The 14070-nt window shown below is 36.5% G+C and carries 11 protein-coding genes; 4 read left to right on the top strand and 7 right to left on the bottom strand.

The genetic code is table 11. The features are described 5' to 3' along the window. Positions 1-592: 592 nt before the first annotated feature. The gene (locus MSBRM_RS05685; protein WP_048156856.1) at positions 593-1681 is read right to left on the bottom strand and encodes a hypothetical protein; all 1089 of its coding nucleotides are present in this window, start codon (positions 1679-1681) and stop codon (positions 593-595) included. 426 nt (positions 1682-2107) lie between these two features. Between MSBRM_RS05685 and MSBRM_RS05680 the strand changes: the two genes are divergently transcribed. Next, the gene (locus MSBRM_RS05680) at positions 2108-2278 is read left to right on the top strand and encodes a hypothetical protein (protein WP_155400459.1); all 171 of its coding nucleotides are present in this window, start codon (positions 2108-2110) and stop codon (positions 2276-2278) included. A gap of 528 nt (positions 2279-2806) precedes the next feature. Here MSBRM_RS05680 and MSBRM_RS05670 read toward each other — a convergent pair. The 4 genes from MSBRM_RS05670 to MSBRM_RS05660 form a co-directional block, all read right to left on the bottom strand. Beyond that, a complete protein-coding gene (locus tag MSBRM_RS05670; RefSeq protein WP_048154987.1) occupies positions 2807-3163 on the bottom strand; it encodes a hypothetical protein in 357 nt (118 codons plus the stop codon). A gap of 16 nt (positions 3164-3179) precedes the next feature. After that, positions 3180-3398: a hypothetical protein gene (locus MSBRM_RS05665; protein WP_048154985.1), complete on the bottom strand. Its 219-nt coding sequence runs from the start codon at positions 3396-3398 to the stop codon at positions 3180-3182. A 216-nt stretch (positions 3399-3614) separates the two neighbouring features. Continuing rightward, entirely contained in the window at positions 3615-3785 is a 171-nt protein-coding gene (locus tag MSBRM_RS20105) for a hypothetical protein (protein WP_155396477.1), read from the bottom strand. Between the two features lie 108 nt (positions 3786-3893). After that, the gene (locus MSBRM_RS05660) at positions 3894-4535 is read right to left on the bottom strand and encodes a hypothetical protein (RefSeq protein ID WP_048154982.1); all 642 of its coding nucleotides are present in this window, start codon (positions 4533-4535) and stop codon (positions 3894-3896) included. A gap of 599 nt (positions 4536-5134) precedes the next feature. Here MSBRM_RS05660 and MSBRM_RS05655 point away from each other — a divergent pair. Both MSBRM_RS05655 and MSBRM_RS05650 read left to right on the top strand, forming a co-directional pair. After that, a complete protein-coding gene (locus MSBRM_RS05655) occupies positions 5135-7612 on the top strand; it encodes a P-loop NTPase (protein WP_141706491.1) in 2478 nt (825 codons plus the stop codon). A 317-nt stretch (positions 7613-7929) separates the two neighbouring features. Further along, on the top strand, positions 7930-9069 hold the full coding sequence (locus tag MSBRM_RS05650) for a hypothetical protein (protein ID WP_048154978.1): 1140 nt from the start codon (positions 7930-7932) through the stop codon (positions 9067-9069). 238 nt (positions 9070-9307) lie between these two features. Here MSBRM_RS05650 and MSBRM_RS05645 read toward each other — a convergent pair whose 3' ends face one another. Then, positions 9308-10492 carry a DUF2117 family protein gene (locus MSBRM_RS05645; protein ID WP_048156852.1) on the bottom strand — a complete coding sequence of 395 codons (1185 nt, stop codon included), beginning with the start codon at positions 10490-10492 and terminating at the stop codon, positions 9308-9310. A gap of 364 nt (positions 10493-10856) precedes the next feature. On the opposite strand from MSBRM_RS05645, the gene MSBRM_RS05640 reads away from it, so the two are divergent. Next, positions 10857-11549 (top strand): metal-dependent hydrolase, encoded by a 693-nt coding sequence (locus MSBRM_RS05640; protein WP_048154976.1) that lies wholly within the window; start codon positions 10857-10859, stop codon positions 11547-11549. Positions 11550-11747: 198 nt separating this feature from the next. On the opposite strand, the gene cooS is transcribed toward MSBRM_RS05640, so the two are convergent. After that, positions 11748-13652, bottom strand: a complete 1905-nt coding sequence (gene cooS, locus MSBRM_RS05635; protein WP_048154973.1) for an anaerobic carbon-monoxide dehydrogenase catalytic subunit — start codon at positions 13650-13652, stop codon at positions 11748-11750. Positions 13653-14070: the final 418 nt, after the last annotated feature.

The following is a 14070-nucleotide window of genomic DNA, read 5'->3' as shown; positions in this document are numbered from 1 at the left end:
CACTTTATTCTTAATCAGTGAGAATTCTCAGAATTGTTTTCATGATCATGAGCTTGATTGATTATTCAAAATAAAAGGCCTAAGAAGCAAATTTTAAGTTCTGGGGCGAACTTATTAATATAATTTTGTTGTGCCTATCCAGAAACCAATAGTTAGAAATTATAAATATTGTTTTATATTATTTTATGAAATCGATGATGTTCTATGGGAATCCATAGAACCTTATCTTCCATCATAGAAATCACATACATGAAGGCCTGTTTCCGGACCTTCCAAAGTGACAGCTGAAGAAATGTATGATACAGCTAAGGATACAGCTAAGATTAGAAAATGTTACCGAAAAAGAGGAATAAAGTCCAATATACTAAACAAAAAAACCAAAAAAAGAAGATAAGAAGACCAATAAAGGTAGACGGAAAAATACACGAAGAAAAGTGCAATAGAAAGGGTCTTTCACTGGATAAAATCATGCAAGAAAGTATTTTCAGGATACGAAATCAAAAAGATAGCATCTCTTCATATTTGAGTGGAAATTCCTCAATTTCCACTCAATTTGAAGAGGATACTTTTTCCCCATTCTCCTGCCAGTCCCTCAATCGACATTATACCTTATATGTACCACACGATACCTGTCATAGAGCGTTACGTTCAGGGTAAGGAGAAGGACAAAAAATAGCGCGTTAAAAAGGTTGATCGAACCGTCATATCTGGGCAGCAGGAAATCAAATGCGAGGACTATGCCGAAGTTCACCATGGTCATCACTATGAATTCCCGGATTATAGACCTCCAGTGAGTCCCATGCTTTGCAAGCCAGTGGCTCAATGCAGTGTTTATTATTATAATGATGGCCATACCTATCGCCAGCTGGAAGTTGGTTGAACGTATCTCGGGAAGAACCTGGGCAAAAATTATGCTCAAGAGGGATACCAGCACTATTTTTTCGACAAGCGCGGTATTGAAAAAACGTTCTGCAGAATTAAGTACCGGAAAATTAATCTCACGTACTTGCCCGGAAAAACCTTCTGGAGCGGCAGGAAGAGAGTCGGCTGCAATTTCAAAACCAGGCTTCATTGGAGGCAGGTCTCGAAGCAGCGCCCATGCAATGCCGAGCAGAAAGAGAGCCCATGCAATCAGAATGAGAGCGTTTGAAGGATTGGCTCTTATCCAATCGGTTGTGTCCAGTTTGGCAATATGGATCCAGTATTCCTGTGGAAGTTTTATGAAGACCCAGATCAGGGCCGCAGCCGTAATTAATTTCTTTTTTGTAAGCACTGAAGGATTCCATTTCAAGCGGACTCCTTCATAGAAATAGAAGAAATACTCAAAGGTATTGGGAAAAATAAGCAATAATGGACGCAGGTGTGTTATTTCGAAAAGGGTTACTCCGACCATTCTGTAATAAAAAAGGAAACGACTCATCTTAAAGGCAAAAAGGTTTGACCAGTTTCGAAGAGTTGAAAGGTATGTAATCGCCAGATAATAAATGTCCAGCGCCTTATCATAGCCCTGGTAACCTTCCAGAGGCAGGCTCGTAAACTGCTGGAAAATTGTCTGGTCTATGGTATCAAGGACCATAGAAGCGATTACTGCCGGCAGAGGATATCTGGGAATAGCGAGTGGTATAAAGAAACGTAACATAACCACAGTCCAGAAAATCAACATATCCGATGTATCCGGCACGCTAAATTTGCCCCCTTTCCTCAGAATTTTTGGCCACATTTTCTGATTTATCAAGTCTTTTGAGGTTCAAACCTTCAGACCGAAAATTAGTGTTATAAGCTGTGTCCAAGAAATTAATGTTGTGTATCTTTACTGAAGGTGACGTTAATAATTAGTATTTATACACCATTCTTTATTATATTATTTTTATAAATTTTATAACTTTCGACTACCTGGACTACTATTTTTATATTTAAACCAGTCTACTCATTACGAAATCAATGTATGACTGATTTTCATATAAATCTAAGTTATAGATATCTACTATTAATATCAACTAAAAAGACCAGCTAGATGCCAGTAACCTTGCCTGCATGCAGCCGGGGTCATTGGATCTTAAGGCAAGAAATCTTGCGGATATGTGGAGATACTCTGCTGAAAAAAATTATGGCAAAAGGGAATGGCATTGCTCTTGAAACAGTAAAAACTTTAGTAACAATTGATATCTTAATTAAGATCCTTGAATTTAAGAATAAAACTGGTTCTGGAATGAGCTCATACAGAGAACGAAATATAAAAGGAAGTAGTAAAAAGAAGAGTGTAAGAAAAGTAGTTTGAACATGAGGTATAATTTAACTAAGTAATTTTGAAATTTATGATATAAATTCTTTGTGGTCAAGTTGTGAATACTTTAATAAATATTTACTGATTGGAATAATTTTAGTCTAATCTGGGGATAAGCCACTTGAAAATTTTGAGTGTTCTTGATTACATCAAAGAAAAAAAAAAATCATTTCCACTTATGTTTTATATGTGATTGATATTCTATATCATGCAGTTCTAAATGCTAATATTGAATGGGGTTCATGAGTAGCATTTAGCAAAAACGTAGAGCAAGGTAAACGAGGTTCGCCATTCCTCAGCCCTGCCCTCCACAAATCCGAAACCCCGCCTGAATGGAAAAGCTGCTGAGGTTTTTTGCCATTCCTCAAGCTTTAGTTAGGAGAGGTTTCAAGAGAACCGGAAATGAGGTTCGCCATTCCTCATTTAGGTTCCGGATATCAGAAACAAAAAGAAGTGAGAGAGAAATCCCTCTCTATTACTGTTTTTACCTCTCACTTCAATTTGTTTCTAACTGCAGCCCAGCTAATATCTGTTGAATCCTTTTGATTCTGCTTTTAACTTTAGCCTATGCTTTTTTATGATTATATATTCCTCAGCCCCTTCCTCTTCCAGGCTGCTCCTCTTTTTTGTCGCTTCCTCTCCCAGGCTGTTCTTCTTTTTTGTCACTTCCTCTCCCAGGTTGTTCTTCTTCAACTTCCCTTGGCTGATCTGGCGTTCTGTCACTTCCTCTCTCAGGCTGTTCCTGTTCCGGTTCTTCCGACGATCCCTGCTTTCCATGACTTCCTCTTCGAGGTTGTTTCTGTTCAATTTCTCCCGATTGTGCCCGTTTTCCATAACTTCCTCTCCGAGGTTGCTCATTTTTGTTACTTTCTCTCTCAAGCTGCTCCTGACTCATTTAACGCCTCTTTTTATCTGTTTCCTCGTCTCTATTTCCTCTCCTCTGTCTCCTCTCTCTGTCTACTTTTCTCTGTTTCCTCTTCTCTGTTTCCTCTTCTCTGTTTCCTCTTCTCTGTTTCCTCTTCTCTGTTTCCTCTTCTCTGTTTCCTCTTCTCTGTACCTTCTCCTTTTTCTTTTCCTTTATTTCACATGTTTTTGTTAGTAAATTCTCCCTCAAGCACTATCATTGTTATCTCCACTTCAGCATGTGGATGAACGGGATTGGTATTCCTGAAGACTTTAGTTTAGAAAACTCCAATTCTCTTGGATTGCAGTTAGTGGAAACCCTGGTAGATCAGTTAGGAGAAGTTGAATTAAAAAGAGATTCTGGGACTGAGTTCTTTATAAGGTTTACAGTACCAGTACAAAACTGAAAAATAGTAAAATCGGATTCTCATACAATGCTCAGTTTACAAACTTTGTAATTTTGCCAACTATTTTTCTTCACTTTTCTACAAGGAAGACCCAGAATTGCACAGGTTTCTTCTTCTTTTTTATTCGATACGGAAAGACTGCTATAATTAAGTGCATTGACAGCATCCTGAAGTTTCACCTTTATATTCAAATAAGATCCCCTATTTCCCTATCAACTTCTATTTTAACACAAACAAATATTTGGTTATGAAGTATAATGATGAAGCTTTACCTTGTAATGTGGCATAGTCAAGCTAAATTATAAACCAATTATTTTATAGATTGTAATCAGACTCAGAGATAGAGATATAATAAAATTGATTGCTCCACTAAATGAAAATCTTCTAAAGCCCATTCTGATACTCTTGAATAAACAGCCAGCAAACATGACTATAAGAGATATTAATAGTAAGGGTATGTAGGATGGTTGTTCGGATGGAGTTATCATTCCTGAGACTATTTTGACATCTGTAGGAAAATCAGCGTTACTTATTTTGATATGATATATTCCTGATGCTTTCGGTGTAAATGAAAAGAAATCGATGGTTTGTTGTGTCATAGCTTCCTTTTGTGTCCCAGTCTCATCAGATGGAATAGGAGTAAAGCTTTTTTCAAAGCTTTTTTCCCAGAAAAGCTCTTTTTTTTGCGGATCAACTAAGGATAGATTCAGCGATTCTGAATTTAAAGCCCGTTCTTCTGTTTTGAATACAACAGTTACTTTTTCATTTTCAGTTAGCAATATGTTTGCTTCGAGGTCTTTTGATGGCCCAATGGACTCATTTAAAATATTGTCTCCTGAGATATATTCCGCTATAAAAGGAAGGGTAATTAACAAAAAAAAAATTATAACGGCAACTAGCCAAATAATCCTGATAATGTGAGTAAATACGTTATCTGACATTTTACCCGCCTGTTTACAATTAATAAAACTTAAAGATTCATACAGAAATAATTCATCATGTCTGTTTTAGGTTGACTTTTCCGTAGATACAATACAGTCATTACGAAAATCTGTCCACACGGTCCTGTTGCTACAGATAACAGGATAGTATTGGTGGTGATCTGAGTTTCAGCATTAAAATAGTGTTATAGTATAAGATACTTTGTAACATTATTTTATTATTTTATAATTTTATAATTAGTTTCATAGAGTGGTGTGTAGTGTCACAAATATTCGAGTAATAAACCTCGATGTCTTATTTAAATTAAAGTTTGTTACTAAATGTTAAAATTACTTCCAGTTAAACTCTGATTCACATCCCTATTATTCGCATGCAAGAAATGGTAGAATATTAAAAATGAACGTTCAAATCCACTACCTACCTAAGAAATACTTCCCTTATACCGTGAAACCATATTTTAATCCACAATAAATAGGAAGCCTCCGCCAGCTTGTCTGGCGGCCCGTCAAAAGAAAGAATATCAAAAACGAAGTAATTAAACGATCGGAAAAATGACATCAATATAATTAAATAATTTAAATAAGTTGTATTCTATTATATGGAAACTGTTATTTCTTCAATGCTAACAAATGTTGTACCCAGTTTGGTTATAGAGTCTTTCAAACTAGCATATTCAAAAATATTTAATAAAGATATTGAAAACATACTGATTAATAAGACGGACTTCGAATCAATCATTGAAACGAAAATTTTATTTGAAGAATTTCCAGAAATCGAAGCGAAATCATTATCTTTATTTTTGAAATCCGATGATGTCGAATCAATAGTTCTACAAATTTTTGATCAAGGATTAGTACATAAAAGTCTTGAAGAAATAAAATATGATTTTTGTTTATTATTTTCACTCAATTTTGAACTAAAAACTGAGAACTGTGATTCTTTTGCATCTAATCTTTTTAATATTTTAATTGAAGGGTGCAAACTAACATTAAACGAAGCCGTTTCAGAGGGAATTGTTTCTGCTCATGATGCAAAAACACAATTCCGTTTGAATTTACTTGAAGATAAAATAGACCGAATTGAAAGTAACACAGAAGAAATAAGAAACTCAATAGATACTCTTTCAAAACCAAAGATATATAAATTTGTAAACTGGTGCGAATATTTCTCTAAAAACGAAATTGACTTGATTCCAGCATTATCTTCTGAAATTCCTACGTTTAAAGCTTATCTGCATACGGCCAGAAATTTTATACTTTCTCAAACCAGTAATATTTTTATAATACATTCCCCTGGAGGTTATGGAAAATCTCATTTACTAAGGGAAATTGCCTCTACTATCAATGAGATAGATTTGAATAGAGAAGTTTTTATTGTAACTCCTGGATTTCCAGAAATCAACGATGCAATATCAAACGAAATAGTTAAAAATAAAAAATATCTATTAATTTTTGACGACGCCGATAGATATCCAGAAGAAGTAAAACCTCTTTTGTCTTATATTTCATATATCAATAAAAATATTAAAGTTATTCTGTCAACCAGAACATCTGGATTACAAGGCATCAATGAAATAATAAATCAACTGCCATGCAAAAATTCTCGTGAAGAACTGATGATCACAAGATGGTCTAATGAAGATTTAATTCAACTTTTGAGAATTGTTGCAGGAAAAGAACGAATAGACGATGAAGAAATAATCGTCAATACTTTTTTAAATCCTTATTTGATTGTGTGGATTGGAAAACAAATTAAAAATGATCAAGTAATTGAATTCAACACTATTAAAAATAACTTTGTCAATGACATTAATTATGAAGCTAAAAAATGTTTAAATGGTGTTCTTGAAGCTTCAATCATCAAAAATTTTATATTAAATCTCTCTCTCATAGTTCCTTTTTCGCAAAAAGACGATGAAATAGTGAAAAATCTAAGTGTTCTATGTTCACAAAGTGTAGAAAAAATAACCAAATCACTTGATATTCTCATAAAAATTGGTCTATTAAGAATCGTTGGTAACTCTTTGAGATTTAATCCTGACATGAAGGGAGATTTATATCTGGCTTACAATTTAAAAGAAATTGCTAATGAATCTACTTTAAAAGAACTAATAGAAAAATGGATTTTTGTAACTACTGATAAAGTGTTTATAAATTTATCAGCGGCCTCGAAATTTGATAATCCCCCGATCTTAAAAAAATATTGTTCTGGATTATTAAATGACTGGGTTAAAAATGCTGACAATGATTTTGGATATACTCGAATAAAAAAATTAAAATTGTTACAAAAAATTGTTCATATTGTTCCTGATAAAACATTGGATTTAATGTACACTTACTTAGACTCTCCATTACCACAAATTTCCGAAGTTGATCACCGATGGCTAAACAATGTCTACCCTACTACAGATAATTATGGGCCAATCGTAATAAGATTATTAATAAGTGGGCACTCGAGAGAAAACGTTTTGGAGTTTATAAGTGAACTATATGATAAAAAAGTAAAATACGGTACTTATGACAGCTATAAACCAAATCAATTGATTTTTACATCAATATCACCTACAGAAAATAATCTTGCCTTAATTAATTCTACTCTAGAGATTTTGCAAAATTGGGTGATTAACTCAGATAAACCAATTGTTGAAAATATATCATCTGCTTTGTCTGAATTACTTTCAGGTACCCATATAGTTTCAGATTATGGTTTTGGAAAAACATCTTGGAGACCTGTTAGTTTACAGGCAAATTCTGAATTAATTTATACAAGGAGAAAGGCAATTGCAGTCGTAAAAACGATGCTTAATCATCATAATCTAAATTTAAGATTATCTGCAATTGAAATTATAAATAACATTGGTAGAACTCATTCCATTTCAGAAAACGGATTATCATTAGCTACTGAAATTCGTAATGAACGAAGTCAACTGATTAATGAATTAAGCAATCATATTTCAATTGATGAAGACTTTCGAGTGTTATATAATATAGAAAAACTGTTTTTGGAATGGTGGGCTCTTGAAAAAGAAGGTACTGACGGAGTAAGTGAATTATTAAAAAATTACCTCAAAATATAGAGTATGTAGTATTTAAATATTTTTATTCTGTTGATTTTGTTATAGAAGACTTTTCTTTACTTGAGAGTAAGGTACCTAAGGAAGAAAAGTGGAACTGGTACATTAATAATTATCTACATAACTTTAAGCTTAAGTCCGAGGACGTTAAACATTTAGCTATTTCACTAAATAATAAATATGTCAGCGGCGTTCAAATAATAGGGTATTTAAGTGATCTTCATCAAATTATAAAAATAAATTCAGTTGGATCACTAATAATTGATTGTTGGGTAAGAATAAATCCAGATATATTTATCTCAATTCGAAAAAATAAATCATTGTGGGAATTAGTTCCAGGCAAATTCCAAAATATCATTGATTTCGCAATATCTTGTGGAAATGAAAAATTCATTCAAGAACTATATGACGAGTTATTTTCTAATCTCCCCAATGTAGATATTGGAAAAATCGATACATTTTTAAGAATTATTGGAACTAACCCAGTTGAGTTTAGAGATTCTTGTATAATACAGCTTATAGAAAAAGGAAACTCCGATATTCGAAAATTAGTTGTTGACTTTCTGTATTTTATTTATGGCCCAAAAAATGAATTCAATTTTATCGTTTCATATCTGCAATTGATAATCAGAACAGAACCAAATTTTGACGCTGTTTTACCCCAGAATATATTTTTTCAAATTGGTAATATCAAAAAATATGAAAATATAGTTGATGCTGGCCTATTAAGGAGTTTTAAAAGAGATTTGATTGAAAAATTAAAGTGTACCTCTAAATTAGATTGGTACGCAAATGAACTGTTAGATTATTCTTTTAGCGACATTGATACTGTAATTTCATTTTTAGAAACTCGCATTTTTGATCAAAAAAAGATTGGCTACTACTCAACATATCAAGGAATTCCACATGACGGATTAGAGTCAATTGGTAATCATATTTATTCATTAGATGATTATGATAAGTTATTGGATAGTCTTTTACTTTGGAATCAAGACGACAATTATCTTGTAGGAAAGTCAATTAATTTTGTAATGGATTCAGTTATAGGTATTCGAAACAGTTCCTCCAATAAATTATATGCAGAAGAATATATAATGCATAAACTCGAAAGAGGAGACTTTTATTCCGCTGTTGCGGTATCTGAATATTTACCATTCGAAGAAGCAACGATAGAAACACTGATAAATTTAGCAAAAAATGCAACTACTCCAGATAAAATTGAAAAGATTAGAACCGCTTTTCTTAGTCACGTTTCATGTGGAAGAGAAGGTATAGTATCAATAGGTGGGAATATACCACCGATATTAGTAGCGAAAAAAAATTTATTCCAAAAAATGTATAATGCGTTCAAACCGGGGAAGTTAAGAATAATTATCAGCGAGTGCATTGAAGAAATAAATGCTAAAATTAATAAATATTCAAAAGAAGAATATGAATTTTTAAATGAAAAAAGATATTAACACAAGTGAGTTCATTTTAAAACTTCACTTTCTACTTCATTTCAATTTACTGTTTAATTTCAGTCGAATACCCCGCAACTTGCTGTGATGTGAGCTAATGAAACTTTGATTGGTCCATTTGAGTGCGCGAAGAAAGTGAAACGGACAGGTTACTCCCAAGGCACAATTAGGGAGATGCAACTCGTGCGGGTTAGAATCAGTATCAGGAACCAGCCAATGAGTTCTTATTCTTTTATTATCAGTATTCAAAAACAGCTTCAATCAAGGGCTCTGCAAGTTTCAGCACATCTTCTTTAAAAGCATACACATCCTCTAAAACCGCAGAATTTTCTCCACCTAGCAGTTTCTGCTTCAGTTTTTTACCCAGAATATCGTCATTTCCCGCTGCCAGCCTGAGCACAATAGAACCTGGAAAAATGGCCGTTTGGCAAGCAAGCCTGTCACAATCTCCGTCCGTGATCCCTAAAATTGGGATTCCAAGCCTGAAGAGAATGTCGCCTGCTATTGTTGTGGTGTCATCTCCCACGGTAACTACAAGTTCAGCATCGACAGCCAGCTCAAAAGTATCTTCCGCAGCATGGTCTATAAGTACGACTCTTCCTGCGGCTGGCCTGGAAGAAAAACCAGAATTCTGGCCGCGAACGTTTAGTTTCCGGCCTTGCAGGGGAGAGAAATTGCTTCTTCTCAGGTCGCCACTTTTTACCCAGGCTTTTGCAAGGTCAACAGGGTCTCTTTTTTCATAATTATGAAGTTTTTCGAGCCCATGTTCTTTTATTTCTCCCCCTTCGATTGCGACAATAAAGCCGTTTTCTGAGATTATGCTTACTTTGGAAGAAAAGGCTTTTCCAATCACGGTTCCGTTTACCAGAATATTTTCTCCGGGAAAAACGCCTGAAAGCTTGCGTATAACCTGGATTTTGCCTGTTCCCGGACACTTTTCTACAAGAACAGAATTTTGAACTCTCGAACTTTGAAGGGACAAAGGACTTTCCATAGGAAGCCTCAGGATTTCAGAAAGCTTCTCAAGATATTCTCCATATTCTCCGGCTTTTTTATTAAGAGGTATCAGAATTCCATCGGTACTTTCCGGGCTTTCGATCTGGATAATAGGTTTTATTTCCGGCTCTCTAAGCCGGACAGCAACCATTTTTCCAAACACCTTCCCGGTTTCAATAGTTTTTCCACGGTTCAGGAGACATACAAGGTCTGAGGTTTCGAAAAGCGATTCAATGCAGGCACTTGGCTTCTGGTGCTGACTTATATTTATAATGTTTTCAAGTCCGGCATCCAGGATAGCTACTTTTCCCATTGTTCCGCCAAGCCTCGCCTCGACTTTGCCCACACAGGAAAGCTTGTCAAAAACTCTTTTAGCCTCTCCCGAATCAATAACTTCGGGACCATGTATTACCAGACCGATTTTCATTTTCACTCCGTTTGACAGAAGAAGCATATTAACATGATCCTCAGTACAACTCTTTATTTTTCCTTTGTCTTTGCTTTATCTTTTATTCTCTATTGTTAATATTTCATGACCAGCCAAGAATTATCGAAAATTAAATTATTGATAGCGAAAATATTGATGACTAAATTACTTGATAGTTAAGTTACTTACTGATAGCTAAATTACTCACTGATAGCTAAATTACTTACTAATAGCTAAATTACTCACTGATAGCTAAATTACTCACTGATAGCTAAATTACTTACTAATAGCTAAATTACGGACAACTTAATTCCGTAGTTACATATTATTATTTTTGTATAAGTAATGATTTTGAGGCAAAAAGATGGCTGGCGTAAAGATTACCTGGCTCGGACATTCGGCTTTTTTGTTCGAAGCTGAAAAGAAATTGTTGATCGACCCTTTTATTTCAGGGAACCCACTGGCTCCGTGCATCCCTGAAGAACTGAACCCTGATATAATAGCCGTAACTCACGGGCACCGCGATCACCTTGGAGATACGATCGAAATCGGAAAACGAACCGGATGCCGGATAATCTCTGTTCATGAGGTTGCGAACTATATAAAATCGAAAGGAGTTTTTGCAGAAGGCATGGGCAAGGGCGGTACAGTAAACGTAGAGGGGATAAAGCTAACCATGACCGAAGCGCTCCATTCCTCCTCAATTGATGCCTCAGGTTTTAGTTTCGATGGTGGTTCCCCGGCAGGTTTCATTATACAAATCAACGGACATTCCATCTACCACGCCGGAGACACTGGAGTTTTCGGGGACATGAAGCTCATAGGTGAACTCTATGAACCTGAACTGGCTCTCCTACCCATAGGCGACAAGTTTACAATGGGCATAAAAGAAGCTACAAAAGCCGTAGAACTAATTCAGCCTAAAACTGTAATTCCTATGCACTATAGCACATTTGACGTAATAAAACAGGACCCTAAAGAGTTTAAAAGAGCAGTTGAGGCAAAAATCGATACAAAAGTCATTATCATGAAACCCGGAGAATCTATAGATCTTTGATTTAAGCCTTGATTTAAGCTTTGATTTATCAGGTTCGGATCTATCCTGTTTAAATATGAAATGTAAAAGAGAGTAGATAAATTCGAATTTTTCGGCTCTCTTCTTATTAGATCTCTTCTTATCAGAAATCTGTTATTATCTGGTTTTCAGATTCCAGGCTTAGATCCCAGACTTAGATCCCAAGCTTAGATCTCAGACTTAGATTCCAAGATTTTTTCTCTTTTCCATAATGTGTTGTTCTATCCCATCAACGGCTTTTACTGCATCTTTTTCCACATTCATGACCCCGCCTGTAACTTTCCGACAGTCTTCTGTAAGCAGTTTGACCAGATTCGGGGCGCCTGTGACTGTCGGGACCGGGTTCACATAAGTATAGAGCCCGAGGGCCAGAGCAAAGATAGCATCTATTGTGGCTTTCTGTTCCATATACTCAGGTGCTGCGGCAGCAACAGGAAGGTCAGGAATTGGAACTCCTCCGAGGGCTCTGGAGATAGCTCCAAGAAGATCAGCAAGCCTGCCTGTATCAGTACAGGTCCCAAAGCTTAGCACTGGTGGGATGCCCAGGGCTTTGCATACGGCTTTTAGGCTGTCTCCTGCAAATTCTCTGGCTTCAGGGGTACAGAGGCCTGCCACTTGCATAGCTCCGTTCCCGCAACCAAGAGACAGAACAAGGATATTTCTTTTGATAAGCTCTTTTACCACAGCAACGCTGTATACATCCTGACCGTAGTCCCTCAAGGTAGTACAGGATACCATCCCCACAATTCCTTTAATTGCTCCGTTTTTTATAGCATCAAGGAGAGGGGCAAAGCTGCCTCCAAGCGCTGCAAGGATGCTCTCGTTTGAAAAGCCTACCACAGATTCTTTCATAGGGAGCTTCGAAACGGATTCTATCGAGCTTTTTCGTTTTTTGAAATTTTCAATCGCCATATCCAGAAGTTGTGCTGCCTGCTTTTCGGCTTCGGTGGGATTATAGTTCAGGCGTTCCCCGATGCCTTCGAAGGCTACGAGTTCACTTACAGGCATGAGTTTAAAATTGTATTTTTCGGCATAAAGGGGAGCAACAGGAAGAGAACAGTTCATATCTGCTGCAAAGAGATCCACGCTTCCGCTTGCAAACACCGCTTCCTGGGAAATCCAGTTGCCTGTAAATCCGTAGAAAGCATTGTCTTCCTCCCATCTCTGGATCATTTCCTGCCCTGTTTCAATGCTAGCAATAACCCTCAGTCCCTTTGCTCCTGCAGTTTTTGCTTTTTCCTGCCATTCCGGTTTTCGGGCAAGCTGGACCATGGCAAAGCCGATAAATGGTTCGTGCCCATTAGGGAGCACGTTCACGTACTCAGGATCAAGCACGCCAAGGTCTACTCTCATATTGTGGGGTCTGGGAATTCCAAAAAGGATGTCCTGGCAATATTCGTTTACAATCTGGCTCTGGTATCCCATTGCAATTCCCAGACGCATGGCTTTTAAGGCCAGGCTAGCATAATACCCATCCACATTTGTCAGGCAGGAGCTTGTGGAAAGCATCATCTCCCCGTAGATTCCACCTGGAAATATATCCAGTGCTCTCCACTTTTCTTTTCTTTCGGGAGGAGCAAGGAACTCAACAATCCGGCTTGGTTCGTAGGCAGGTCTGTTAAACTCCTTTTCTACAAACTCACAAAGGCGAAGAGCAATTTCTGAGTCCGATCCTTCGGTTTTGAGCCCCAGCCGGCTTGCAAACGTCCTTAACTTTTCAGGTTCCATTATTGTATAAGGAGTGTTGCCTCTGGCAGTTTCCCTCAAAGTCCTGATGGTCTGATCCGTATGATAGTGGTAAGTAGAAGCTCCCATCACATTTCTGAGAAGCATCATCCGCATTGCCATACCATCGGCAGTGATTCCGCATACTCCTCTTTTGTCTTTTGCAGCATCCGAACGGCATGGCCCGTTGGAACACAGGTCGCAGCGCACTCCTCCCATACAGAAAGTACATCTTTTGTCTGGATTTCCTCCCAGACCCTGGGCTTCGTAACGGTCCCAGACATTCGTCATCCCGTCTTTTTTTATCCGCTCATACATATTCAGAACGGATTCGTGATAAGAAATTCTTTCTTTGTCCATTTAATCTCCCCCACAACGAATTTCCTTTTCCTGCCTCCTCTGAAGCACCAAAAAAATTCTTTTCGGTACTTATGCGTCTGAATGTTTTTTTAAATAAATTAACAGTGGTATGCAGGTTTGTAATGACTTTAATTTTTAATTATCAATCAATCTTCCTATTATAAAACCAGTTCTGAACTCTTATTTATGTGCAAATAAGATCGGTTCTGAAACGAGCTCAATAAATATAAATAAAAGTGTCTCTTGCGGAGTTTTAAAATCGCATGTAAATTATGGCAGGAAATGAAGCACTGCAAATGTTACACTGCAAATGTTACACTGCAAATGCTGCACTACAAATGCTGCACTACAAATGCTACACTGCAAATGCTACACTGCAAATGCTACACTGCAAACGTTACCGGAAATTTAATTGAAC

The organism is Methanosarcina barkeri MS (assembly GCF_000970025.1).
GTDB lineage: Archaea > Halobacteriota > Methanosarcinia > Methanosarcinales > Methanosarcinaceae > Methanosarcina > Methanosarcina barkeri.
This window is presented reverse-complemented; position numbering and strand designations above follow the sequence as displayed.